The organism is Afipia sp. MLSD5-FHT05B12, assembly GCF_058793355.1.
In genome coordinates this window covers 19,930-45,161 of sequence record NZ_JBXAFS010000004.1, presented here as the reverse complement: position 1 = coordinate 45,161, position 25,232 = coordinate 19,930, and the positions used below count along the sequence as shown (strand labels likewise).

Here is a 25,232-nt window from a genome sequence, read left to right as displayed (position 1 = left end):
GGACTGCCCTGGGTACGGGGAGCAGCGGTCAATGCGTCAATTTGCAACGATTCGGGCCTTGATCTGTTGGCCCGGCGCGGAAACAGTCAAGCCCTCGCAACGAGACCACCTCGCGCCGCTCGCGACCATCGAACGGCCTCAATACGACATCAGTCAGGTTTCATGAAAACAATCGCCCGCATTCTCGCCGTCGTCTCCGTCGCTGTTGCCTCACCGGCCCTGGCCGCCGATCCGGTGTTCCCGCCGGGCGCGCGGGTCGGGCTGGTGCCCGCCGAAGGGCTAACGGTCGCCAGGGAATTTCTGGGTTTCGAATCGGAAGATCAGAAGATCAAAATCGGGCTGGCCGAGATTCCGCCCGAGGCTTTCGCGACGGTCGAGACGGCTGTGAAGGAGGGCAAGACCCCACCCACCGGCGCGAAGCCGGAAGCCTTCGACACCACCGCGGGCAAGGCCTTCATCACTTCGGACACCGGCAAGGATGGCGCAACCACGATCCGGATGTATTCCCTGATCGTGTCCGGCGACAAGTTCACCGGTTACGTCATCGCGCAGGCGCGCGAGGACGCGGCGAAGCCGCTTTCCGACGGCGCCATGCGCAAGATGCTGGCGTCGACAACGCTGCGCAAGGACGTGCCGGTCAACGAGCAACTCGGTCTGCTGCCCTTCAAGATCGGCGACCTCGGCGACTTCAAAACCGTTCGCACCCTGGCGCCGCGCTCGTCGATCCTGCTGACCGACGGCACCGAGGACACAACGCTGGACGGCGCGCCCTACATGGTGATCGGCCTGATCGGCACGGGTCCGGAAAAGCCAGACGATCGCGCGCGCTTCGCGCAACAGAGCGCCGCCACGATTCCGGGCCTGCGCAATGCGCGCATCACCTCGAACGAGCCGATGCGGATCGAAGGTACGCCCGGATTCGAAACACGGATCGACGCCGTCGCCGGCAAGAACGATACGCCGGTGACCGTGGTGCAGTGGCTGAGATTCGGCGGCGGCTCATCGCTGCGGATCATCGCAAGCGCGACGCGCGAGGAATGGCCGAAAGCGTTCCCGCGATTCCGCGCGGTCCGCGACGGCATCGATCCGCGATGATCCAAAGACCGTCATTCCGGGGCGCGGGCATTTGCGAGCGAACCCGAAATCCGAAAATCGTACTGGATGAACTTTGAAGGATTCCGGATCAGTCCGCGTTGCGGACTGTCCGGAATGACGCCGGAACGATTTCAGCTTTTCGCGCCGCCCTTGGCGACCGCGACCAGCGCCGGCCGCAACACGCGTTCGCCGATGGTGTAGCCGCCCTGCACGACCTGCACGACAGTGCCCGCCGGCACAGAGGAATCCGGCACTTCGTACATCGCCTGGTGGAAGTTCGGATTGAACTTCTCGCCGAGCGGATCGAGCCTCGAGACGCCGTTTTTCTCCAGCGCCTTGTGCAGCGACTTCTCGGTCAGTTCGACGCCTTCGATCAGCGCCTTGAGGCCAGGATCGGCGGCTTCGCGCGCTTCCATCGGCACCGCGTCCAGCGCGCGCTGCAAGTTGTCGGCGATGTCGAGGACGTCGCGCGCGAAAGCCGTGATGCCATAGGTCCGCGCGTCGGCGACTTCGCGCTGGGTCCGCTTGCGCAGATTTTCCATCTCCGCGAGCGTGCGCAGCATCCGGTCCTTGGCCTCGGCGACGTCCTTGGTGAGCGCTTCGACCGACCCTTCTTCAGGATCGTCGGGCATCACGTAAGGCTTTGAGACCACAGGCTCCTTGTCGTTCGCCGGTTCCGGCGCAGACTTGTCCTGCGGTTCCTTTTGCCCATTGGAATTGGCCATAACTCACCTTTTCAGCAAATCGTCATAACGAATGTGGGATTGTTAGCCCGCATATCGTTGTTTAGAGGCGGAAAATCAAGCGCAAACGCACTATTTGCCGATCAGCTGGCTAACGATCCGGGCGGCGTAATCGACCGTCGGAATGACCCGCGCATAGTTCAGCCGCGTCGGGCCGATCACGCCGAGCACGCCGACAATGTGACCCGCGCCGTCGCGATAAGGTGCGATGATGGTCGAGGAGCCGGACAGCGAGAACAGCTTGTTCTCGGAGCCGATGAAAATACGCACGCCGTCGGCGCGCTCGGCGCGGCCAAGCAGGTCGATCACGCCCTTCTTCGCTTCAAGGTCGTCGAACAGCAGCCGCACCCGTTCGAGATCCTCCATCGCGTGAAGGTCTTCCAGCAGATTGGCGTGACCGCGCACGATCAGTTGCCGCTCGTCGCTGGCGCCGCCCGACCAGCTTGCGATACCCGCTGCGATGACTTTCTGCGTGAGCTGATCGAGTTCGCTGCGGCCCGCGGTCAGCGCAACCTCAAGTTCGCTGCGCGCCTCGGCCAGCGTGCGCCCGCGAATTCGCGCATTGAGAAAATTCGAGGCTTCGGTCAGCGCCGATGACGGCACGCCCGGCGGCAGCGGCAGCACGCGGTTCTCGACCTGACCGTCTTCGGCTACCAGCACGACCAGTGCCTGCGCCGGTTCAAGGCGAACGAATTCGATATGCTTCAGCCGCACGTTCGACTTCTGCGTCAGCACAACGGCTGCGGCGCGCGTCAAACCCGACAGCCGCGTCAAGGCTTCGCTCAGCGCGGCTTCGACCGATGTTGCTCCGCCCACGGACTTGAGCTGGCCTTCGATCGATTGGCGCTCCGGCTCGGTCAGATCGCCTACCTGCATCAGCGCATCGACAAAAAAGCGCAATCCCAACTCAGTCGGCAGTCGCCCCGCCGACGTATGCGGCGCATAGATCAGTCCCAGTTGTTCGAGATCCGACATCACATTGCGCACCGAAGCCGGCGACAGCGGCATCGTGATCAGGCGCGAGATGTTGCGCGAGCCCACCGGCTCGCCGGTGGCCAGATAGCTCTCGACGATCTGACGGAAGATATCCCGCGACCGTTCGTTGAGCTGCGCCAGCCCGGCGTTCGGCGTGATCAGATGGCCTATCGGGTCGTGGTGGGCCAAAATCGGGCTCCAAACGGGGTTGATATCGCTACAATTGTCCATCGTCCGGCATCATGACAAGCGGGTTTCTGCCCACATCTTTGCCGCCGCCCTGATCTGCCCTTGCCGCTACGCTTCCGGCCCCCTAAAAGCAGCGCCAAATCAGGATTTCCCGGAATTTCAGGAGGTTTTTCATGCGGCCAAGCCGTCGCGCGCCCGACGAACTGCGCCCCGTCACGCTGGAACGCGGTGTGGTCAAATACGCCGAAGGTTCCTGCATGGTGAAATTCGGTGACACCCACGTGCTGGTCACCGCCACGCTGGAAGATCGCCTGCCGCCGTGGCTGAAGGGTCAGGGCCGCGGCTGGGTCACCGCCGAATACGGCATGCTGCCGCGCGCCACCCACGAGCGCATGCGCCGCGAATCCGCCGCCGGAAAGCAAAGCGGCCGCACCGTCGAGATCCAGCGCCTGATCGGCCGCTCGCTGCGCACCACTGTCGATCTTGTTGCGCTGGGCGAACGCCAGATCACAGTGGACTGCGATGTCATTCAGGCCGACGGCGGCACGCGCACCGCGTCGATCACCGGCGCATGGGTCGCGCTGGCGGATTGCCTGCAATGGATGAAGGCGCGCAACATGCTCAAGAACGACAACGTGCTGCGCGACAATGTCGCCGCGATTTCGTGCGGCATCTACAACGGCACGCCGGTGCTCGACCTTGATTACGCGGAAGACTCCGAGGCCGAAACCGATGCGAATTTCGTCATGACCGGCGACGGCCGTATCATCGAGGTTCAGGGCACCGCCGAAAAGACGCCGTTCTCGCAGGACGAGTTTCTCAACCTGATGGCGCTGGCCAAGAAGGGCATCGCCCGGCTGGTCGACCTGCAAAAAATGGCGGTGGCGTAAAACAAGGTTGTCATTCCGGGGCGCAGGCGGCCCATGCCGCATGCGAACCCGGAATCCAGTCGAGATGAACATGATGAGATTCCGGGTTCGCGTACGCCAAAAGGCGCCCGCGCCCCGGAATGACGGATCGGTTATAAGTAGTCATGACTCAACATCGCCGAATCACCGGCCGCCTTGTGATCGCGACCCACAATCCCGGCAAGCTCGCCGAGATGCGCGAACTGCTTGCGCCTTACGGCGTGGAAGCGGTGTCGGCGGCGGAACTCGGCCTCGCCGAGCCGATTGAGACCGGCACCACATTTCAGGCCAATGCCCGCATCAAGGCCATGGCAGCCGCGAAGGCGGCGAAACTTCCGGCCTTCGCCGACGATTCAGGCCTCGCGGTCGATGTACTCGGCGGCCAGCCCGGAATCCATTCGGCGCGCTGGGCCGGAGAGGACAAGAATTTTCTCGCGGCGATGACGCAGATCGAGCGACTGCTGCAGGAGCGCGGCGCGAAGGAGCCCGCGCAGCGCAAGGCGCATTTCGTCTCGGCGCTCTGTGTCGCCTGGCCGGACGGACATCAGGAAGACGTCGAGGCGCGCGTCGACGGCACACTGGTCTGGCCGCCGCGCGGCACCGCGGGTTTCGGCTACGATCCGGCGTTTCTGCCCGACGGTTACACCCGCACCTTCGGCGAGATGACCAGCATCGAGAAGCACGGCCTGCCGCCGCATGGCTTAGGCCTTTCCCATCGCGCGAAAGCTTTCGTGAAGCTCGCGCAGATGTGTCTCGCATGAGCGACGCAATTCAATAGCCCGCTTTTGCACCTCTCCCGCTTGCGGGGGAGGAGGAAAAGAAATGATGGATCGTTAAAATTTTAACGAACGCGATTGAGGAAAGTGCTGAAAAAGGGCGTGTTGTTGCGGCCTTAAAAGCTTAATATGGCATTAATGATTCAGCCCTCCGCAGCCTTCGGTGTTTACGTCCACTGGCCGTTCTGCCTGTCGAAGTGTCCGTATTGCGACTTCAACAGCCATGTGCGTCACGCGCCGATCGACGAGTTTCGTTTCGCCCGCGCCTTCGAGCGCGAGATCGAGACCACCGCCGCGCGCACCCCTGGCCGCGAGGTCACGTCGATCTTTCTCGGCGGCGGCACGCCCTCGCTGATGCAGCCGCAGACTGTCGGTGCGATTCTCAACTCCATCGCCATGCACTGGCGTGTCGCCAGCGATGTCGAGGTGACGCTGGAAGCCAATCCGACCAGCGTCGAGGCCACGCGCTTCCGCGGCTATCGCGACGCCGGCGTCAATCGCGTGTCGCTCGGCGTGCAGGCGCTCGATGATGCCTCGCTGAAAGCGCTGGGACGCCTGCACACCGCGCGCGAGGCGCTCGATGCGGTTGCGATCGCGCGCTCCGCGTTCGACCGCTATTCGTTCGATCTGATCTACGCGCGGCCCGACCAGACCCCGCGGATGTGGGAAGACGAATTGAAGCTCGCGATCTCGGAAGCCGCTGAGCATCTGTCGCTGTACCAGCTCACCATCGAGCCGGAAACGCCGTTCTTCGGGCTGCATGCCGCCGGCAAACTCAAGATTCCTGACGAGGCAGTGGCGCGCGCGCTTTACGACGTGACGCAGGATGTCTGCGCCGAACTCGGTCTGCCGTCCTACGAGATTTCCAATCACGCGCGGCCGGGCGCGGAGTGCAAGCACAACCTCGTCTACTGGCGCGGACAGGAATATGCCGGCATCGGCCCGGGCGCGCATGGCCGCCTCGATATCGACGGCATCCGTCACGCCGTCGCGACCGAGAAGCGGCCCGAGACCTGGCTGATGCGCGTCGAGGCGCAGGGCCACGGCGTGACCAGCGACGAGCTTCTCAACAGCGAGGAGCGCGCCGACGAATATCTCCTGATGGGGCTGCGTCTGGCGGAAGGCATCGATCCGGTGCGCTACAAGGCGCTGTCGGGACGCGCGCTCGATCCGAGGCGGATCGAAATCCTGCGGGATGAGGGTGCGATCACGGTCGATCCCGATGGCCGTGTCAGAGTTACGATGCAGGGATTTCCGGTGCTGGATGCCGTGGTCGCGGATCTCGCGGCGTAGCCACCGTCACTTCTTTTCCCTCTCCCCTTGTGGGAGAGGGTGGCGAAGTCGAGCAAGGCGAGACTGAGCCGGGTGAGGGGTTGCTGGCATCGCGATAAGGAGCACACCCCTCACCCGCCCTCGTTTCACTCGGGCACCCTCTCCCACAAGGGGAGAGGGAAAGCGCTACGCGCCGAAACTCTTCGGCGATCCGGCAACGATCTGTCCGCCGCCGGGCCCAACGCGCATCACCGCCAGACCGCGCTCATTGGTGCCGTCGCTGCGGAATCGAAACAGCCCATCGATGCCCGCGAAGCCGGAAGGATTCGTCAGGACCTCCGGTGAAAACCGCTGGCCGCCTTGCGTTCGCGCCAATGCCGCAACCAGCGCGACCCCGTCATAGGCAAGCGTCGCGGTGCGGACCGGATCGCCGCTGTATTTCGCACGGTAGCGCTGGGAAAAACTGCGGAAGCCGGCCGGATCGGGCGCCGCATAAAGTCCGCCGCGCAGATTGGCGTTCGCGAACACGCGGGGATTGTCCCACAGGCCAGTGCCGAGTAACTGCACGCGCTTGAGATTGGCGCCGCCCGCGGCAAGCGCATCCGCGGCGCCGGCCAGCGCATCGCCGTCGTCGGCGAGCAGCAGCGAATCGGCATTGGCGAGCGCCTGGCCGATGGCGGCCGCGGGTTGCGCGCGATCGGCGCCGTATTTTTCAAACGCGGCAATGCGCCCGCCCCTGCGCGGCACCGCCTGCTTGAAGGCGGCTTCGACCACATTGCCGTAGGCATTCTCCGGCAGAAAGGCGGCGAAGGATCGCTTGCCGGTCCCTGCCGCATATTCGACGATCCGGCTGACGTCCGACTCGGGAAGAAAACTCAGGAGATAGACGCCGCGCCCGGCAACGCTCGAGTCGGTCGAGAACGCGATCATCGAGATGCCGCGATTGCGCGCGGCCTGCGCGGCGGCCGGAACCGACTGAGCGAACAAAGGCCCGAGAATAATTTCAGCGCCTTCATCGACAGCCTGCTGCGCGCCCTGCTGTGCGCCTTGCGCGGTGCCGTTGTCGTCCTTGATCAGCAGCTGGATATTCGGATTCTGAAATTCAGCGAGCGCCAGTTCAGCGGCGTTGCGCATCGATTGCGCGGCGACGGCGGCATTGCCGGACGCCGACAACGGCAGCAAGAGCCCGACCTTGACCTGGCCGCTGCCCACCGCCGACGGCTGCTGTGGCGGGCCGGCCGGCTGCTCGCCACCGGAGAACGGAGACTGCATGCCGGCGCAACCGGCAACGAGTGGCGCACCCAGAATCAGGCCGACAGCGCCGCGGCGGGTCGCGCCGATGCGTGGAGGCTTTGGAGTGAACGGCGCAACCATCATTGTCTTCCGGGTATCGATCCTGGGCCACGTCTGGACGAGGATTCAGGCATATTGTCGGCTATAAGCTAGCCGGATCAAAGGCCTTTCGCACACTTCAGCACAACCGAACATGAACAGCTATTGCGGATGCGAACAAGACGAGGCGGCGCTTCGGCGTTAGATTGTTCCAATGCGCACCAAACCATCCCCCGCTTCTTCGCCTGATTCCGACAGCTCCGCCCGCACTTTCGCGGTCGCAGGACAACTCGTTCATGCACCCAAGGCCGCTCCGGGCCTGTATCTGGTCGCAACGCCCATCGGCAATCTCGGCGACATCACACTGCGCGCGCTTGAGACACTCGCCGGCGTCGACATCGTGGCCTGCGAGGACACCCGCATCACGCGGCGGCTGATCGAACGGTTCTCCATCGCCGCATCGCTGATGCAGTATCACGAACACAACGCCACGGTGGCGCGGCCGAAGATTCTGGAGAAGCTCGCGCAAGGCGCGTCCATCGCGCTGGTGTCGGACGCCGGAACGCCGCTGATTTCCGACCCGGGATTCAAGCTGGTGCGCGAAGTCAGCGCGGCGGGTTTTCCGGTGGTCGCATTGCCGGGACCATCGTCGGTGCTGGCGGCGCTCTCGGTCGCAGCATTACCGACCGATCGATTCTTTTTCGAGGGCTTTCTGCCCTCGAAACAGAATGCGCGCCGCACACGCCTTAGTGAACTCGCACGTATCGACGCCACCTTGGTGATGTTCGAGAGCGGCGCACGGGTGCAGGATTGCCTGCACGATCTTGCAGGCGTCATGGGCGAGCGCGAGGCCGCGATCTGCCGCGAAATGACCAAGCTGCATGAGGAGGTGCGCCGCGCGACTGTCTCCGAACTCGCGGCGATTGCCGATACACTCGAGACGCGCGGCGAATTCGTGCTGGTGATCGGTCCACCCGCCGCCGATGCCGGACTGATGAGCGACGACGCGCTCGACGATCTGCTGCGGACATCGCTGACGCGCGGCAGCGTCAAGGATGCGGTCGCGCATGCGGTTGAAGTGTCCGGACGGCCGCGCCGCGAGATCTATGCCCGCGCGCTCGAGCTTTCAAAGGACGGCGATGACGCAGGATAGCGATCCGCCAAAATTGCCGAAGGCTCGCGCAAACATCCCCTCCCCGGCGCGCGTTGCGGCGTTTCAGACCGGAATTTCCGCCGAGAGCAAAGCCTGCGTTTACCTGATCGCCAAGGGCTATCGCATTCTGGCACGGCGCTTCCGCACACCCTACGGCGAGATCGATATCGTGGCCCGACGGCGGGACTTGCTCGCTTTCATCGAAGTGAAGGCCCGCGCGAATCTCGACGAGGCCGCCTATTCGGTGACGCCCCGGCAGCAGCACCGCATCGTCGCCGCGGCCCAGGCCTGGCTGATGGCGCATCCCGAACACGCCGGTTTCGACATGCGGTTCGATGTGGTGCTGATTGCGCCGAAACACCTGCCCAAACACCTCACGGCCGCATTCGACGCTGGCGCATGAACAGCAGGGTTGCATGCAAAACCTCTGGCAACGGAAGCTGAAATCGCACAGATTGCCGCCGCAACAGATCAACAGCCGGATTTGACTCATGAAGCTGAAAGTCGCCGTCCAGATGGACCCCATCGCGCGGATCAACATTCGCGGCGACTCGACATTCGCGCTTCTGCTCGAAGCGCAGAAGCGCGGCCATGCGCTGTCCTATTACACGCCCGAAAAACTATCCCTGAAGGGCAAGCAACTGGTCGCCATGGTCCAGCCGCTCAAGGTGCGCGATGAGGACAGCGATCACTTCACGCTTGGCGATGCCGAGCGCGTCGATCTCGCATCCTTCGATGTGATCCTGCTGCGGCAGGACCCGCCGTTCGATCTCGCCTACATCACCACCACGCATTTGCTCGAACGCATTCATCCGAAAACGCTGGTCGTGAACAATCCGGCCAGCGTGCGCAATGCGCCGGAAAAAATCTTCGTGATGGAGTTCGCAGACCTGATGCCGCCGACGCTGATCTCGCGCGACAAGGACGAGATCAATGCGTTCCGCGCCGAGCAAGGCGACGTGGTGATGAAACCGCTGTACGGACATGGCGGCGCCGCGGTGTTTCGCATCACGCCGAACGACATGAATTTCGGTTCGCTCTACGACATGTTCTCGGTGACGTTCCGCGAACCGTGGGTGATCCAGCGCTTCCTTCCCGAGGTCAAGCACGGCGACAAGCGCATCATCCTGGTCGATGGCGAATTCGCCGGCGCGGTCAATCGCGTGCCGGCGGCGGACGATCTGCGCTCCAACATGGTGCGCGGAGGCGCCGCGCAATCCACCGATCTGTCGCCGCGCGAGCGCGAGATTTGCGAACGGCTGAAACCGGCGCTGCGCGAGCTTGGCCTGCTGTTCGTCGGCATCGACGTGATCGACGGTCACCTGACGGAAATCAACGTCACCTCGCCGACCGGCATCCGGGCGATCGCCCGGCTCGGCGGCCCCGACGTCGCGGCGAAGATCTGGGACGCCATCGCCGCCAGGCGCGCTTAGCGACCCCGCGACAGGTTAATCAATTGCTGACCACCTTCTGCCAATCTCGCGGCGGGGGAGTGCGCCGCCGCCGGATACACGGTATGCGCGCACCGAAACGAGCTGACTAATGGCAATTGAAGTCTTCAACGGCACATCGATTCCGCGCGAGCTGACCACCGCCGCGATGGAATTCCTGTGGGTCAAGTGGAAAACTCTTAACGATACCAACGACTTGACGTTGCAGCGGCTGACTGAGGAATGCAGCTATCAGCTCCGCGCCAATTCCATTCACCTGCTCACGATCAACGACGACTTCGTCTACATGTACGTCGGCGAGGCGGTTCAGGCCGCTGCCAGCGAAAACCTGGCGGGCACCTTGCTGTCGCAGCAGATCAACCCTCTCAAGCGGGAATTCGCCGACGTCTATCGTCAGGTGACCAGGCGCCTCACACCGGCCTTCGTTCGCTTTACCGCAACCTGGTCGCAAACCGGCCAGCTCTGGCAGCGCCTCATCCTGCCGATCAAGGTCGCCGATGGCGCCGTTATTCTTGTGGTCTACTCCGAGCTGATCAACCATCAGACCGAGATCTACGATCATCTGTTCCGCACCGCGCCGGACGCGATGATCATCGCCTGCCCCATCACCAATGATGCCGGGCACGCCATCGACGGCTGGGTCCTGATGATGAACGACCGCGCGCGCCATTTGCTGAGATTCGACGGCACCGTCGGCAACCTGCGCCTGACTCAGCTGCCGCAATTCGCCGGAGTCGACATCTGGGGCCGGCTCTATGCTCCGAAATCCGCCGCCGCGGCGACGCCGGTGACCACCGCGGATTTCAACGTCGAGATCATGCGTTTTCCGCATGTGTTCGGCCTTCGCATTTCGCCGAAGCTCGACGACAGGGACGCGACGCTGGTTCCGCGCAGCGACGCCAACGGCGTCAATCAGCCCGCCTGACTTTCAAGGCATCCTGGCTTGAAGCCGCAATGACAGCTGCGTGACGTCACGCGTGCGTGCCTGCATATGCCCGTCCTTGCCAGCGAACGGAAACGGACCGCATAATCGGAACCGCGACGGCAAGCGACAACAACAAAATTCAATGGAGGAATGCATGACGATCGATGTTTCGCGACGATCTCTCCTTGCTCTTGGCGCCGGACTTGGCGCAAGTCTTGGCGCAACGATGATAAGCAGCGGCGCCATGGCGCGCGCGCCGAAGCTCGGCACGCAGGCTCCCTACTATCATCGCTTCAAGCTCGGCGAGGCCGAAGTCACGGTGGTGTCCGACGGACCGCTGCCGCTCGGCGATCCATCCGGCACATTCCTCGGCGTCCCGAAGGAGGACGTGCAGAAGATGCTGAGCGATAATTTCCTCAGCCCCAGCAACGTCATTCTCGAACAGAACGCGCCGATCGTGAATTTCGGCGAGCGCGTGGTGCTGTTCGACACCGGCATGGGCACATCGAAACTGTTCGGGCCGACCACGGGGCGTCTGCAGAAAAGCATCACCGAAGCCGGCCTCAAGCCGGAAGATGTCGATGCGATCGTTTGCTCGCACGCGCATATCGACCATATCGGCGGCATCGTCGATGAAGGCGGCAAGCCGCTGTTTCCGAACGCGCAGGTCTACATCAGCCAGACGGATCTCGAGTTCTGGACCGACGAGAAGAAGATGGACGGGCCGCTCAAGGATTTCATCGTCCACGCCCGCAAGAACCTGATGCCGGTGCGCGACCGCATCGTGTTCTTCAAGGACGGACAGGAATTCCTGCCGGGCATCACGGCGATCGCCGCGCCCGGCCACACCTTCGGCCACCACATCTTCATGATCCAGTCGGGTGGAAAGTCGTTCGCCTTCCTCGGCGACCTCACCCACCATCAGGTGTTGCTGCTGGAGCGGCCGAAGATGGAGTTCGCCTACGATTCCGATCCCAAGATGGCAGCGGCGACGCGGGTCAAACTGCTGGACACGATCGCGGCCAACAAGACGGCGGTGATGTCCTATCACTTCCCGTGGCCGGGCTACGGCCATGTGGTGAAGGCGGGCGACGGCTTCCGCTACATCCCCGAGCCGATGATCATGAATCTCTGAGACTTGCTCACGTCCTTTGGCGGCGGCTTCATCTCCGCTGCCAAAGGCGCTCCATCTGCGAACTTCAGCGCGACAGCACCCGGATGCCGGCGGGCCAGACACGATCGCCGTTGATCGCGCTCGCTCCGATCTCCCAGCCCGCGCCACCCCAAACGATATCGACGGCACCGAGTTCGCCTGACACGTCGCGCATGTAGAAAACATTCGGCCTGGCATTGACCAGGAGAATTCCGGATTCCCCTCCCGCCTGGATCTTCAGCAGGCACCACAGGTCGGCCAGCCGGGTCTCATGCTCATCCCCAAGCTCGTCGATGATCCAGCTGTCGGGGGCGGGCGCGTGCAGTATGTGGGACTGAAGCACGCCTGCCCCCGCCGCGTCTTCGATTTTGGCGGCAAAGCGGCGCAGGAATGTTGCGCCCAGCCACGTGATCCTGACCTCCGCCCGCGATGTAAAGTCTTCCCTGAAATGATCGCCCGCGCGAAATGTCTTGATCTCGGCCAAAGCGGCTGTCGTCGGTGGATCGAGGGATTCCGCCGCTGGCGACGGCTGAGGACAGCTCGCGGCCCTCTCATGTCTCAGGACCTTTGCGCTGTCCTTCCTCGCGGGGACGGATTGCGCGAACAGACCATCGGCCGGATCGGGTCGGGCCTCGGGCGCGACAAGCAGGGCATATGCAAGGAAAGCCGCCGACGGCAGCAGAAGGGACGGCCGACACGGAGTTCGGCGGCGCGGGCGGGGCATTTTCTTGTTCCTCGATTTCCGGCGATGGAAACAAGGTAAACGGAACCAGGAGCAAGTAAAGAATCGTATTAATACTTGGTTAAGGATAAAATACCTCTCAATTACATATAAATCTAAGTATAATATAAGTATAAATTACAATATGTGTCTATCTATACGCTGTCGCCGTCCCGTTGCGCGGCCGTGGGTCCCCGCCCTTGTTCCCTGAATGTTCTTGCGCTCGGAAAGGTTCCTGCTAGGGTTGCGGTGGGGGCGAGGGCGCAATGGTTCAACGCGTTTCCACGGTGGCATTTGAAGGCATCGAAGCCCGCGCGGTGGACGTGCAGGTTCAGGTCGCGCCGGGATTGCCCGCCTTCACCATCGTCGGCCTGCCGGACAAGGCGGTCTCCGAGGCCCGCGAACGGGTGCGCTCCGCCCTGATCGCCTCGGGCCTCGCGCTGCCCGCCCGGCGAATCACCGTCAATCTCGCGCCTGCCGACCTGCCCAAGGAAGGCAGTCATTACGATCTCCCCATTGCCCTCGGGCTGATGGCCGCGATCGGCGCGATCCCGCCCGATGCGCTGAGCGGATTTACGGTGCTCGGCGAACTGAGACTCGATGGCTCGATTGCGCCGGTCGCCGGCGTGCTTCCCGCAGCCATCGGCGCCAACGCGCGCGACGAGGGGCTGATCTGTCCCGCGGCCTGCGGCGCGGAAGCGGCATGGGCCAGTCCCGAGATTCAGATCGTCGCGGCGGCGTCGCTGATTCAGATCGCCAATCACTTCAAGGGCACACAGGTTCTGTCACGGCCCGAACCGAAGATCACCGAACGGCAGACCGCATTGCTCGACCTGCGCGATATCAAGGGCCAGGAAAGCGCCAAGCGCGCGCTGGAGATCGCCGCCGCCGGCGGGCATCACCTCCTGATGATCGGCTCGCCCGGCGCGGGCAAGTCCATGCTCGCGGCGCGGCTGCCGTCAATCCTGCCGCCGCTGTCGCCGTCCGAACTGCTCGAGATTTCAATGATCGCATCCGTCGCGGGCGAAATCGAAGGCGGCGCTTTGACAGCGCGGCGTCCGTTTCGCGCGCCGCATCACTCCGCGAGCATGGCCGCGCTGACCGGCGGCGGCATGCGCGCCAGACCTGGGGAGATTTCGCTGGCGCATCACGGCGTGCTGTTCCTCGATGAATTGCCGGAGTTCGATGCGCGCGTACTGGATTCGCTGCGTCAGCCGCTGGAGAACGGCGAGGTCGCGGTGTCGCGCGCGAACCATCGTGTCACCTATCCGGCGCGCTTCATGCTGGTGGCCGCGATGAATCCCTGCCGCTGCGGACATGCTTACGAGCCCGGCTATGCGTGCAAGCGCGGACGCATCGACCGCTGCACGGCGGATTATCAGGGCCGCATTTCCGGTCCGCTGATGGACCGTATCGATCTGCGGATCGAAGTGCCGGCAGTCACGGCCTCCGATCTGATCCTGCCTGCACCGGCGGAGGGCTCCGCCGAAGTCGCCGCGCGCGTCGCCGCGGCTCGCGCCGTTCAGATCGCGCGCTATGCGGCTTTGGGCCTGCCGCACATTCGCACCAATGCGGAAGCACCGGCCGCGGTTCTGGAAGAGATCGCGCAGCCCGATGCGCAAGGGCAGAAGCTGTTGCGCGACGCCGCTGAAACCATGCGCCTGTCGGCGCGCGGCTATCATCGCGTGTTGCGGGTGGCGCGCACCCTCGCGGATCTCGACGGCGCTGACGCCATTGGACGGCTTCATCTCGCCGAAGCGCTGTCCTACCGCGCGCTGGCGGAAGATTTGCGCCGCGCGGCGTAGCCATATCTTCGCAATCGCGGCCTCGCTCAACCAATCACGAAATCCGGACCATCTCCCTTTTTCTCGCGTATGGCAGCGATGCCATCCTCCTGCGCGCCAAAAATTCCCAATCATGGCACGGGGATTGCTTTGAATCGCGGCAAACAAGGACAAATCCGTGGACGCCATACCAACTCGTTCGATCAGCAGCGACAACTCAGCAAGACAGAATGGCTACGGCACGAAGCCTCCGCTTCAGCAGTTTCTCGCCAGCTGCCATGAAGAGTTCAAAGGCGACAGTTCCGGCGCGCTGGCTGACTATATTCCCGAACTGACCCGGGCGAATCCGGAGCATTTCGGCGTCGCCGTCGCCACCATTGACGGGTACGTCTACGAAGTCGGCGACAGCGCGGTGCCTTTCACGATCCAGTCGGTGTCGAAGGCCTTCGTGTTCGCGCTGGCGCTCGATCTGCTTGGACCGGAGTGTGTCGGCGCGGCGATCGGGGTCGAGCCCAGCGGCGAAGCCTTCAATTCCATCCGTCTCACGCTCGACAACAAGCCGTTCAACCCGATGGTGAACGCTGGAGCCATCGCCTGCTCCGGCCTGATCTACCGGGTCGAAGGCGCTAATGCCTTTGAGCGCATCCGGCAAACGCTGGGGCGCTTTGCCGGCCGCGACCTCGCCGTCGATGAATCGGTCTATTCATCCGAGCGCGCGACCGGCAACCGAAACCGTGCCATCGCATGGCTGCTGCACAACTACGCTGTCGTTGAGCGCGACGTGGACGCCGTTCTCGACACTTACTTCCGCCAGTGCGCCGTGCTGGTGACTGCGCGCGATCTGGCAGTGATGGCGGCGACGCTCGCCAACAGAGGCATCAACCCCGTCACCGGAGATCAGGTGATCGCGCCGCGTACCGTTGCAAGCGTCCTGTCCGTGATGACGAGTTCCGGCATGTACGACTATGCCGGCGAATGGATCTACCGCGTCGGCATCCCCGCAAAGAGCGGTGTGGGCGGCGGTATTGTCGCGGCGCTCCCTTCGCAGATCGGGCTGGGCACGTTCTCTCCGCGTCTCGACAGCCACGGCAACAGCGTGCGCGGCCTGAAGGTCTGCGAAGCCCTGTCGGAACGATTCAATCTTCACATGTTCAATCGCAGCGCGGATGTCCGCGCCTGCATTATCGCCGACTATGATATTTCCAGCGTATCATCCCGCCGCAGCCGTCAGCCGCATGAGCAGCAGATCCTCGAGGAGCGGCACGACGACATCCGGATCATCGAGCTGGTCGGCGCGCTCAACTTCGCCGCGATCGACTACATCACCCGCCGGCTCTCCAGCACATTGCCGAATGCGCCGCTGCTCATTCTGGATTTCCGGCGCGTGCCGGACGTCACCGCGGCCGGCATCCGGCTGTTGGGAGAGAACCTCACGATTCTCGCAAGCATCGATGTCACGGTGATCCTGACCGGGTTCGAACCGGAGTCCGAGGTCCTGAAGGCGATCTATGCTTCGGCCGAGACCCAGAAGGTCCGGCGGTTCGCATCGCTGGATAACGCGATCGAATGGGCCGAGGATCAGGTGATCTACAGATATGGCGGATTCACCAACACGACGGAGACCACGCATCTCAGCGAGCAGGCGCTGCTCGCCAACCTGACCACGGAGGAAGTCGACACCCTGGTCAAATTCTCGACCACGCGTCACTATCAGGCAGGCGCCAAAATCATTGGCGCGGGCGAGCCTGCCAATTCGATCTTCTTCATTCAACGCGGCATGGTCAGCGTCAAACTCCCGAGCGGAGTGCGCCTCGCCTCGCTCGGGCCGGGCATGGAGTTCGGCGAGATGGCGCTGATCAACCGCGAGCGGACAGCGGATGTCTGGGCGGACACCCTGGTGCAGTGCCTTGAAGTGCCGCTGGATGAACTGGTCGATTACGGAATGCTGTTTCCGACCATCGGGCTGCACATAGCGCGCAATCTGTCCGCCTTGCTTGCCCGGCGCCTCGTGCTTGCCAACGCCAAGGTCGATCTTCTCAGCTCATATTGAGCAGTCGTGCGCTTTCAGGGCCTCATTTCATCCCCGCAAACCCTTCAGTAACGATCTCTCTTTACACTTCAAAAACCATAAGCCGCCCTGTCGTGGCGGCATTGGCGGTAAACTGTGTTGTGAGTGGCGTCCGATGTTGCGTGTGAAGATCCTGGCCTCGACCATTCCGTTGCTGCTGGCCGGCGTGGTTGCCGGCGGCGAACTGATCCCGAGCGCAAGTCCCTGCATCGCGCTGGGCCGCGCATCGATGCAGATCGCAACCGCTCCATGGCAAAATCCGCTTCACGTCGGCTTCACCGACGATCCGGAAGTGGCCACTGTGCGGGTTCAGATCGTCGACAGCGCGGACATGGCGGACTTCACGGTGATCGACGACGTGCAGACCGCCGAGACCGACAGCTGCACCGTCACCCGCAACACGATGTTTGTCAGCATCTCCGATCATGCCTCCGCGTCGGAGCCGCTGATCTACCTGTCGCGGACCGCTGGCGCGGATTACCGGATCTTCGTGCAGTCGCGCACCTTCAGCCCGCGCGACGCAGCCGCGCTCGTGGTCAGCGCCGGACACAACGTCCGCCTCGCCGAGCGATCGATGTGACGCCGCGGCAACCCCGGCGTTAACATCTCATTAGCCACGTTTGTATCGCCGCTGACGATCCATCCGCGCTTCAAACTCTTCGAAACATCCCCAACACATTCTTGCGCGGGCTTTCCTCACGCACGACCTCAACCGTGGAGCGGACAATAATGCTGCGAGCCTTGCGCATCCGATCCCGGCTTCGCCGTTTTGCCCGCCGGCATCCCTGGATCAGCGTCACGATCCGCTCCGTGACGATCTTCTCCGCCGCCTTTGGCGGAGCCTATGGGTTCATTACCGGAAGCCGCAGCGAAACCTACGATCCGCACAGCTTTGCCCTTGGCGCGAGCTTCCTGTTCGCACTGGCCTGCCTGGCGCTTGCGACACTCAGCATGCGGATGCGCTGGCTGCGCAAGAAGATGCGCAAGATCGAACTGCACAATGAAGCGCTGGCCGACCGCAACTGGGAATTGAAGGGCGCCGAGGAGCATGCCCGAAGCCTGTTCGAATCCCAGAGCGATCTGATCGTCCTGCGCGACAGCGACGGCCTGGTCACGTCGGTCAATGACGCCTACTGCGCGCTCGCGCGCAAGCCGCGCGAGGCCTTGATCGGAACGCGCTTCACGTTACCCGTGCTGGAGCAGGGCGCCATCGCGATCGAGCCGAACGGCACGCGGGTTCACGACCAGAAGATCGACAGCGCGATAGGTCCGCGCTGGATCGCATGGCGCGAAGACCTGGTCCGCGGCGACGCCCATCAGCCCGCCGACCTGCAATGTGTCGGCCGCGATGTGACGGACCGCGCCGAGACCGAACGCGCCCTGGCCGAGGCGCGCGACCTCGCCAACTCCGCCAACCGGGCGAAATCGAAATTCCTTGCCATGGCGTCGCACGAGATCCGCACGCCGCTGAACGGCATTATCGGCATGAGCAACCTGCTGCTCGACACCGCATTGACCGCGGAACAGACGACCTACGCGAAGGCCGTGAAGACATCCGGCGACGCCCTGATGGCCCTGATCGACGAACTGCTCGATTTCTCCAAGATCGAAGCGGGCAAGATCGACCTTGAATATCGGCCGTTCGCTCTGGCGGCCATGATCGAGGAGATCGCCGAACTGCTCGCGCCTCGCGCGCAGGCGCGCAAGCTCGAGATCGCATCCTATGTCGATGAGCGGTTGCCGGCGGAAGTCATCGGCGACGCCGCGCGATTGCGGCAGGTGCTGCTCAATCTCGCCGGCAACGCCATCAAGTTCACACCGGCCGGCGGTGTTGCCTTGATCGTGGAGCCGGGAATCTGGCCCGGCGAAATCTCCTTCCTCGTCCGCGACACCGGCATCGGCATTGCGCCGGAAGCGCAGCAGCGAATCTTCCGCGAGTTCGAGCAGGCCTCCGATGGAACTGCGCGCAACTACGGCGGCACCGGCCTCGGTCTCAGCATCAGCGAACGCATCGTCCGGCGTATGGGGGGACAGATCACGCTGGAGAGCACCGAGGGCAACGGCGCGACCTTCGCGTTCTCGATTCCACTTGCCGCGGCGGATCGCGGCGGCAGCTCCGCTTCGCCCTTCCTTGCACCCGATCTGACAGACAAGTCCGTGATGCTGGTTGCGCCGCAGACGATTGAAGCTTCGCTGATCGCGCGGCGGCTGGGACGCTGGGGCGCGCAGACCTGCACAATAGCCGATGCCGACATCGCGCGTGCGTTGCTGCCGGAACGCTCATGGTACGCGGTGCTGGTCGACTGCACGAGCGGCGATCCGCAATTGCAGGATTTCGCCGAGGCAGCCTCACGCCATGCCGCCCATCGGATCGCGATGTTTACGCCATCTGCGCGGCGCGACATCGCGACCGGCGTCATGGCGTTGTTCACCGGGTATCTGGTGAAGCCGCTGCGCGCGACGTCGCTGGCCGCGCGCCTGTCGGCATCCGGCGCCGCGCTGGTGCCGGAAATGCCCGGCGACAACGAGCCTGCGATTGGGCCGCTGGACGTCGTTGCGCCGCAGGCTGTCACGCCGCGCGCGCTATCGATTCTCGTCGCGGAAGACAACGAGATCAATGCGCTCCTGATCCGGTCGCTGCTGACACGCATGGGCCATCGCCCTGTCATCACCACCGACGGCGAACAAGCTCTCGAATCGTGGCTCGCGGCGGACAGCGCAGGTACGCCTTACGATGTGGTGCTGATGGACATCCAGATGCCGAAGCTGGACGGCATCGCAGCGACAAAGCGGATTCGCGCACTTGAGGCGGAACGCAGCCCGCGGCGAACGAAAATCCTTGCGCTGACGGCGAACACCCTGGTGGACGATCGCTATGCCTGCTTCGAGGCAGGCATGGACGGCTTTCTGGTCAAGCCGCTCGATCGCGACAAGCTCATGGATGCGCTGGCCGCCATTCCCGCGGCACGCAGCATCGTCGCCTGACTCCGCCGCGCCGCATGCGCGCCGATGTCATAAATCCGTATCACGACCATGATTATTGATGCCTCAGGGCTGCGCTTGGCGAATCAATGCGCGCGGCCGCGAGGAAGCCATGAGCGGCAACAAACCGGCGCCTGCAAAGCCGGATGCAAATTCCAGACTGTTTGAACGGCAGGCCGTTCGAAGCCCGCTTGAAGCGCTTCGCCAAAATCCGCTGGTTCAAATGCTCCGGCCCGCGCACGCGAAATCGGCCGCAACGACCGCCGCCACCTGGCTGATGCCGGGACTGCGTGGCGAAGCCGTGCCGGAAATGATGCAGCCGGCGCGTCTCGGCAAGATCGGTTCGCTGGAAGTCCGTCTCGCGCAGACCAAGAGCGACGTGAAGCGCGCGCAGAAGCTGCGCTACAAGGTCTTCTATAAAAACGGCTCCGCCATTGCCGACGCCGCGACCATGCTGGCGCAGCGCGACAAGGACGCGTTCGACAAGATCTGCGACCACCTGCTGGTGATCGATCATGCCGCCAAGCCGACGATGAGCGGCAAGCAGCCCGTGGTCGGCACCTATCGCCTGCTGCGCCAGGACGTCGCCGAAAAACACGGCGGCTTCTATACCGGCGACGAGTTCGACATTTCCAACATGATGGAACGGCAATCCGGCCTGAAGTTTCTCGAGCTTGGCCGCTCCTGCGTGCTGCCGCCCTATCGCACCAAGCGAACCGTTGAGCTGTTGTGGCACGGCGTGTGGAGTTATGTGCGCCGGCACAATCTCGATGTGATGATCGGCTGCGCCAGCTTCGAGGGCACCGATCCCGAGCGGCTCGCGTTGCCGCTGTCGTTCCTGCATCACTTCGCGGCGGCACCGGACGGCTGGCGCGCCAGCGCGCATCCATCGCGCCGGGTGGAAATGAACCGCATCGCGAAAGAAAACATCGACACCAGGGCGGCGCTGCGGATGCTGCCGCCGCTGATCAAGGGCTATCTTCGGGTCGGCGCCTTCATTGGCGACGGCGCGGTGATCGACCACCAGTTTGGCACCACGGATGTACTGGTTGTCATGCCGGTGTCGGCCATCTCCGGGCGCTATCTCGATCACTTCGGTGCCGACGCGACGCGGCACGCGGCATGATCCCGAAAAGTGGGAACCGGTTTTCGGAATAGATCATGCCGAAATAAAAGCTGGGCGGCGGACCTGGTGTTGCGCTCTACAGCCGGCGCAGCTGAACATCCTCGATGATGTGGTCGCTGCCCTTCTTCAGGATCAGCGTCGCGCGAGGCCGGGTCGGCAGGATGTTCTCTTCGAGATTGACCAGGTTGATGGTGGTCCAGAGCTCAAGGGCCCGGTCGGTCGCTTCCTTGTCGGACAGTTTCGCATAGCGATTGAAGTAAGACCGTGGATCGCGGAACGCTGTGTCGCGCAGGGTGAGAAAGCGCTCGACATACCACTCGCGCAGGATCGGCTCCTCCGCATCGATATAGACCGAGAAGTCGAAGAAATCCGATACATAGGGAACGGCCTTGCCGTCACGCGGCAGGCGTCCGGTTTGCAGCACATTGACGCCTTCGACGATCAGGATGTCGGGCCGGTCGATTTCGACGCCCTCGTTCGGAATGACGTCGTATGTGAGATGCGAGTAGACCGGCGCGCGCACCGGCCGGCGTCCGGCCTTGATGTCTGACAGGAAACCGAGCAGCGCGGGAAGATCGTAGCTTTCAGGAAAGCCCTTCTTCTGCATCAGGCCTTCGCGTTCCAGAACCTCGTTTGGAAACAGAAAGCCGTCGGTGGTGACAAGATCGACCTTGGGCCGCGGCGACCAGCGCGCGAGCAGCGCCTGCAGCACGCGCGCCGTGGTGGACTTGCCCACCGCCACCGATCCGGCGACGCCGATGATGTAGGGCATCTTGCGGTCCTCGATGCCGAGGAAGTGACGCTGCGCAACGAACAGTCGCTGGGCGGCTGCGACATAGAACGACAGCAGCCGCGACAGCGGCAGATAGATTTCCTCGACCTCCTTGATGTCGAGGCGATCATGCATCGAATGCATCCGCGCGATTTCATCGGCGGTCAGCGTCATCGGCATGTCGTCGCGCAGCGCGGCCCACTGCGCGCGCGAGAAAACGCGGTAGGGATTGTACTGAACCTGGTCGGCTCTCACATCCATGAGCCATTCCCTCCTGCCCGGCGCCCGCGTGTCCCCACGTCTGCCGGAATTTGAACTACTCGCGCTAGTGGTCCGATTCTAACATTCGCATCCCGTTTCGGCAGACATTCTTGCGAATGTTAGAATCGACGGACCACTAGCAATTATAGATTCTAGTGGAGTTTTGGATTTGACATTCGCTTTGCTGAATCCGCCGCCAGCAGGGTGCGAATGTCAAATCCACTCCACTAGCGCGCAGCTTTCTCTTCAAGGCCCGACATCTGGGTTCGCCGCGCCAGCGCGTCCTCGACATCCGTGAAACTGATGCCGCGCGACTTCAGCAGCACCAGAAGATGGAAGACGAGATCGGCACTCTCGGCGATCAGATGATCGCGATTGTTTTCAATGGCGGCGATCACGGTTTCCACCGCCTCCTCGCCCAGCTTCTTGGCGCAGTGATCCGGGCCCTTGTCCAGCAGCTTGCGGGTATAGGACGCATCGCCGCCCGACGCCGCGCGGGCATCGATGGTGGCTGCCAGATCATGGATCGTAAAACGGCTCATAAAGCGCCTTCTATCACTTCCGTACCCCGGTAGGGAGGACAAAGAGTTGATCGGATTCAGGTATTTGGCATACGGCGGCGCTCATGGGTCAAGCCGCATCGGCAATCCCGCGCGAACCATGTGGTCCTTGGCCTGGCGGATGGTGAATTCTCCGAAGTGGAAAATCGAAGCCGCCAGCACGGCGGTGGCGTGTCCCTCGCGGATGCCCGCGACCAGATGATCGAGGTTGCCGACACCGCCCGAGGCGATGACCGGAACCTTGACGCTGTCGGCAATGGCGCGGGTCAGATGGATATCGAAACCCTGCCGGGTGCCGTCGCGGTCCATCGAGGTCAGCAGGATCTCTCCCGCGCCCAGCGAGACCACCTCCTGCGCGTATTCGATCGCGTCGATGCCGGTCGACTTGCGGCCGCCATGGGTGAAAATCTCCCATCGGTCGGAGCCGGTGCGCTTGGCGTCGATGGCGACGACGATGCACTGGTCGCCGAACTTCTCCGCGGCTTCCTTGACGAATTCGCGCCGGGCAACCGCCGCCGAATTGATCGATACCTTGTCGGCGCCATACGTCAGAAGCGTGCGGATGTCGTCCACGGTGCGCACGCCGCCGCCGACGGTCAGCGGCATAAAGCAGGCTTCCGCCGTCCGCCGCACCACATCGAGAATGGTGCCGCGGTTCTCATGCGTCGCGGTGATGTCGAGAAAACAAAGCTCATCGGCGCCGGCCGCGTCATAGGCAATCGCGGCCTCGACCGGATCGCCCGCATCGCGCAGATCGACGAAATTGACACCCTTGACGACACGGCCGTCTTTGACGTCGAGACAGGGGATCACGCGAACCTTGAACATCGTTGCCTGCCCTTAAGCCGCCGCCCGCGCGTTGCGGATCAGCGTCAATGCCTCGGCCGGATCGAGGCGGCCGTCGTACAGCGCGCGACCCGAGATCGCGCCTTCCAGCTTTCTGGCGCGGGGCTCGAGCAGCGCTTTCACATCGGCGATCGACGCGAAACCGCCCGATGCAATCACCGGAATTGAAATCGCCTCGGCCAGCGCAATGGTCGCGTCGAGATTGAGCCCCTTGAGCAGGCCGTCGCGCGCAATGTCGGTGAAGATGATGGCGGCGACGCCGGCATCCTCGAAGCGCTGCGCGATATCGAGCGCCGTCACTGTCGAGGTTTCCGCCCAGCCCTCAACGGCGACCTTGCCGTCGCGGGCATCGAGACCGACCGCGACCCGGCCCGGAAACTTTTTCGCGGCTTCTTTGACCAGCGCAGGATCGCGCACCGCTGCGGTGCCGATGATGACCCGGCGAATGCCCTTGGCGAGCCACGCCTCGATGGTCGCAAGATCGCGGATGCCGCCACCGAGCTGCACCGGAAATTTCACGGCCTTCAGCATGGCTTCAACAGCCTGCGCATTCATCGGCTTGCCGGCAAACGCACCGTCGAGATCGACGACATGAAGATACTCGAAACCCTGCGTCTCGAAGGTTTTTGCCTGCGCGGCGGGATCGAGGTTGAACACGGTCGCGCGCGCCATGTCGCCCTGTTCGAGGCGCACGCACTCACCGTTCTTGAGATCGATCGCGGGAAAAAGAATCATGGGCAGTTTCTGAAAGTAAGGTGAGGCACGCGTGAGTGGGTTCTCCCCTCCCCCCGCCTCGCGGCGGGGAGAGGTCGGGGGTGGGGGGCATTTATCAGGAAAGACCCCCCACCCCGACGCCTATGGCGTCGACCCTCCCCACCACGCGCAAGAGCGCGCGGGGGGAGGGATGAATCAGCAACACAAGCCATGAGCATCACGGCTTCCACTTCAGAAAGTTCGAGATCAGAGCCAGACCGAAGCGCTGGCTCTTCTCGGGGTGAAACTGCGTGCCGATGGCGGTGTCCCTGGCGACGATCGCCGTCACCGGCCCGCCATAGTCGGCGCGCGCAACGACATCGGCTTCATTCGCCGCGTTCAGATGATAGGAGTGTACGAAGTAGGCGTGGCGGCCCTTGTCGCCGAGCGGCAGCCGCTCCAGCACCGGGTGTTCGCGCACCAGATCGAGCGTATTCCAGCCCATGTGAGGAATCTTCAGGTCTTCCTCGCGCGGCGAAATCTTCACGACGTCGCCCGAAATCCAGTCGAAGCCCGGTGTCGTGACGTATTCCTTGCCCTGGGTTGCCATCAACTGCATGCCGACACAGATGCCGAAGAACGGCCGCGCCTTGTCGCGCACCGCTTCCGTCATCGCATCGACCATGCCATCCAGCGCGTCGAGGCCCTTGCGGCAATCCGCGAACGCGCCGACGCCCGGCAGCACAATGCGATCTGCGCGAAACACGGTTTCAGGATCGCGCGTCACGACAATCTTCTGCGGCTGCTCCATGCTGCGCGCGGCGCGCTCGAAAGCCTTCGCTGCCGAGTGCAGATTGCCCGAGCCGTAATCGATAATCGCAACGCTCAACGCGACGCTCCCGGTTCAGGAAACAGGCCGATCACACTCTCCGATTGCTTCAGCGACGCGCGCGGCAACGGCGGCGGGGAACTCGCGCTGCCGCGATTGCCGTCACGCGCCGTCTTGGCATTCCAGCGCTCGAAGAACCGCCGCTCCGCGGCTTCTTCCGAGTCCGCGACGACAACGTCGAGCTGACGCCACTTGCGGCGCGACAGCTTCCAGCGGCGCAGCGATCCGGCCTCAAGCCCGACCAGCAATGCGATAACGGCCATCACCAGAAAACGCGCACCCGACCCGACGCCCGCGGCCGACATTGCGATTTCGGCGACGATCATCAGCGCGACATAGCCCAGCAGCGCCAGCCACAGCCGGTGCCAGATCAGCCAGAAGAGCGCGGCCACAAAGGCCCAGACATAAAATCCGTCCCGCACGAACACGAGCTGGTCCGGCGCCGTGCGCACATCGGTGCCGTAATAGCTCGCCGGCCCGTGAACCGTGTAAACCGCCATGATCGTTCTCCGGAACCTCGTTCAGCACGATCCGGCAAAGATCGTGCGTCGCTCGCTG

24 protein-coding genes are annotated in these 25,232 nt (G+C 63.4%); 14 read left to right on the top strand and 10 right to left on the bottom strand.

Features of this window, described 5'->3' with window-relative positions; translation table 11 throughout:
• Positions 1–162: 162 nt before the first annotated feature.
• Positions 163–1,095: a hypothetical protein gene (locus tag AC1Q6J_RS07290; protein WP_492278654.1), complete on the top strand. Its 933-nt coding sequence runs from the start codon at positions 163–165 to the stop codon at positions 1,093–1,095.
• A gap of 131 nt (positions 1,096–1,226) precedes the next feature.
• Here the strand turns inward: AC1Q6J_RS07290 and grpE are convergent, their stop codons facing one another.
• Both grpE and hrcA read right to left on the bottom strand, forming a co-directional pair.
• Positions 1,227–1,820: a nucleotide exchange factor GrpE gene (gene grpE / locus AC1Q6J_RS07285; protein ID WP_492278653.1), complete on the bottom strand. Its 594-nt coding sequence runs from the start codon at positions 1,818–1,820 to the stop codon at positions 1,227–1,229.
• 90 nt (positions 1,821–1,910) lie between these two features.
• A complete protein-coding gene (gene hrcA / locus AC1Q6J_RS07280; protein ID WP_492278652.1) occupies positions 1,911–3,002 on the bottom strand; it encodes a heat-inducible transcriptional repressor HrcA in 1,092 nt (363 codons plus the stop codon).
• A gap of 173 nt (positions 3,003–3,175) precedes the next feature.
• Here hrcA and rph point away from each other — a divergent pair, with 173 nt between their 5' ends.
• The 3 genes from rph to hemW all read left to right on the top strand — a co-directional run bounded on the left by rph (position 3,176) and on the right by hemW (position 5,979).
• Complete coding sequence (gene rph, locus AC1Q6J_RS07275) at positions 3,176–3,892, top strand: ribonuclease PH (RefSeq protein ID WP_002713860.1); 717 nt, start codon at positions 3,176–3,178, stop codon at positions 3,890–3,892.
• A 143-nt stretch (positions 3,893–4,035) separates the two neighbouring features.
• The gene (rdgB, locus tag AC1Q6J_RS07270) at positions 4,036–4,671 is read left to right on the top strand and encodes an RdgB/HAM1 family non-canonical purine NTP pyrophosphatase (RefSeq protein WP_492278651.1); all 636 of its coding nucleotides are present in this window, start codon (positions 4,036–4,038) and stop codon (positions 4,669–4,671) included.
• 153 nt (positions 4,672–4,824) lie between these two features.
• Positions 4,825–5,979: a radical SAM family heme chaperone HemW gene (gene hemW, locus AC1Q6J_RS07265; RefSeq protein WP_492278956.1), complete on the top strand. Its 1,155-nt coding sequence runs from the start codon at positions 4,825–4,827 to the stop codon at positions 5,977–5,979.
• 165 nt (positions 5,980–6,144) lie between these two features.
• Here the strand turns inward: hemW and AC1Q6J_RS07260 are convergent, their stop codons facing one another.
• On the bottom strand, positions 6,145–7,332 hold the full coding sequence (locus AC1Q6J_RS07260; protein ID WP_492278650.1) for a penicillin-binding protein activator: 1,188 nt from the start codon (positions 7,330–7,332) through the stop codon (positions 6,145–6,147).
• Between the two features lie 172 nt (positions 7,333–7,504).
• On the opposite strand from AC1Q6J_RS07260, the gene rsmI reads away from it, so the two are divergent.
• The 5 genes from rsmI (at position 7,505) to AC1Q6J_RS07235 (ending at position 11,954) form a co-directional block, all read left to right on the top strand.
• Entirely contained in the window at positions 7,505–8,443 is a 939-nt protein-coding gene (gene rsmI, locus AC1Q6J_RS07255; protein WP_492278649.1) for a 16S rRNA (cytidine(1402)-2'-O)-methyltransferase, read from the top strand.
• Positions 8,430–8,846 carry a YraN family protein gene (locus tag AC1Q6J_RS07250; protein ID WP_492278648.1) on the top strand — a complete coding sequence of 139 codons (417 nt, stop codon included), beginning with the start codon at positions 8,430–8,432 and terminating at the stop codon, positions 8,844–8,846. Before rsmI ends, AC1Q6J_RS07250 begins: the two co-directional genes overlap by 14 nt.
• An 88-nt stretch (positions 8,847–8,934) precedes the next feature.
• The gene (gene gshB, locus AC1Q6J_RS07245; protein ID WP_492278647.1) at positions 8,935–9,876 is read left to right on the top strand and encodes a glutathione synthase; all 942 of its coding nucleotides are present in this window, start codon (positions 8,935–8,937) and stop codon (positions 9,874–9,876) included.
• Positions 9,877–9,985: 109 nt separating this feature from the next.
• The gene (locus AC1Q6J_RS07240) at positions 9,986–10,819 is read left to right on the top strand and encodes a hypothetical protein (protein ID WP_492278646.1); all 834 of its coding nucleotides are present in this window, start codon (positions 9,986–9,988) and stop codon (positions 10,817–10,819) included.
• Between the two features lie 154 nt (positions 10,820–10,973).
• On the top strand, positions 10,974–11,954 hold the full coding sequence (locus AC1Q6J_RS07235) for an MBL fold metallo-hydrolase (RefSeq protein ID WP_492278645.1): 981 nt from the start codon (positions 10,974–10,976) through the stop codon (positions 11,952–11,954).
• Positions 11,955–12,018: 64 nt separating this feature from the next.
• Here AC1Q6J_RS07235 and AC1Q6J_RS07230 read toward each other — a convergent pair whose 3' ends face one another.
• On the bottom strand, positions 12,019–12,456 hold the full coding sequence (locus tag AC1Q6J_RS07230) for a hypothetical protein (protein ID WP_492278644.1): 438 nt from the start codon (positions 12,454–12,456) through the stop codon (positions 12,019–12,021).
• A 503-nt stretch (positions 12,457–12,959) separates the two neighbouring features.
• On the opposite strand from AC1Q6J_RS07230, the gene AC1Q6J_RS07225 reads away from it, so the two are divergent.
• The 5 genes from AC1Q6J_RS07225 (at position 12,960) to olsB (ending at position 20,653) form a co-directional block, all read left to right on the top strand.
• On the top strand, positions 12,960–14,498 hold the full coding sequence (locus tag AC1Q6J_RS07225; RefSeq protein WP_492278643.1) for a YifB family Mg chelatase-like AAA ATPase: 1,539 nt from the start codon (positions 12,960–12,962) through the stop codon (positions 14,496–14,498).
• Between the two features lie 157 nt (positions 14,499–14,655).
• On the top strand, positions 14,656–16,527 hold the full coding sequence (gene glsA / locus AC1Q6J_RS07220) for a glutaminase A (protein ID WP_492278642.1): 1,872 nt from the start codon (positions 14,656–14,658) through the stop codon (positions 16,525–16,527).
• A 133-nt stretch (positions 16,528–16,660) separates the two neighbouring features.
• A complete protein-coding gene (locus AC1Q6J_RS07215) occupies positions 16,661–17,125 on the top strand; it encodes a hypothetical protein (protein WP_492278641.1) in 465 nt (154 codons plus the stop codon).
• Positions 17,126–17,274: 149 nt separating this feature from the next.
• Entirely contained in the window at positions 17,275–19,530 is a 2,256-nt protein-coding gene (locus AC1Q6J_RS07210; protein ID WP_492278640.1) for an ATP-binding protein, read from the top strand.
• 109 nt (positions 19,531–19,639) lie between these two features.
• Positions 19,640–20,653: a l-ornithine N(alpha)-acyltransferase gene (gene olsB / locus AC1Q6J_RS07205; protein WP_492278639.1), complete on the top strand. Its 1,014-nt coding sequence runs from the start codon at positions 19,640–19,642 to the stop codon at positions 20,651–20,653.
• Positions 20,654–20,729: 76 nt separating this feature from the next.
• On the opposite strand, the gene coaA is transcribed toward olsB, so the two are convergent.
• The 6 genes from coaA to AC1Q6J_RS07175 all read right to left on the bottom strand — a co-directional run bounded on the left by coaA (position 20,730) and on the right by AC1Q6J_RS07175 (position 25,174).
• Entirely contained in the window at positions 20,730–21,686 is a 957-nt protein-coding gene (gene coaA / locus AC1Q6J_RS07200) for a type I pantothenate kinase (protein ID WP_492278638.1), read from the bottom strand.
• A gap of 227 nt (positions 21,687–21,913) precedes the next feature.
• Positions 21,914–22,228 (bottom strand): phosphoribosyl-ATP diphosphatase, encoded by a 315-nt coding sequence (locus AC1Q6J_RS07195; protein ID WP_492278637.1) that lies wholly within the window; start codon positions 22,226–22,228, stop codon positions 21,914–21,916.
• A gap of 81 nt (positions 22,229–22,309) precedes the next feature.
• A complete protein-coding gene (gene hisF, locus AC1Q6J_RS07190) occupies positions 22,310–23,074 on the bottom strand; it encodes an imidazole glycerol phosphate synthase subunit HisF (RefSeq protein ID WP_492234055.1) in 765 nt (254 codons plus the stop codon).
• Between the two features lie 12 nt (positions 23,075–23,086).
• Positions 23,087–23,827 (bottom strand): 1-(5-phosphoribosyl)-5-[(5-phosphoribosylamino)methylideneamino]imidazole-4-carboxamide isomerase, encoded by a 741-nt coding sequence (gene hisA / locus AC1Q6J_RS07185; protein WP_492278636.1) that lies wholly within the window; start codon positions 23,825–23,827, stop codon positions 23,087–23,089.
• 196 nt (positions 23,828–24,023) lie between these two features.
• On the bottom strand, positions 24,024–24,674 hold the full coding sequence (gene hisH, locus AC1Q6J_RS07180; RefSeq protein ID WP_492278635.1) for an imidazole glycerol phosphate synthase subunit HisH: 651 nt from the start codon (positions 24,672–24,674) through the stop codon (positions 24,024–24,026).
• The gene (locus AC1Q6J_RS07175) at positions 24,671–25,174 is read right to left on the bottom strand and encodes a DUF2628 domain-containing protein (RefSeq protein WP_492278634.1); all 504 of its coding nucleotides are present in this window, start codon (positions 25,172–25,174) and stop codon (positions 24,671–24,673) included. Before AC1Q6J_RS07175 ends, hisH begins: the two co-directional genes overlap by 4 nt.
• Positions 25,175–25,232: the final 58 nt, after the last annotated feature.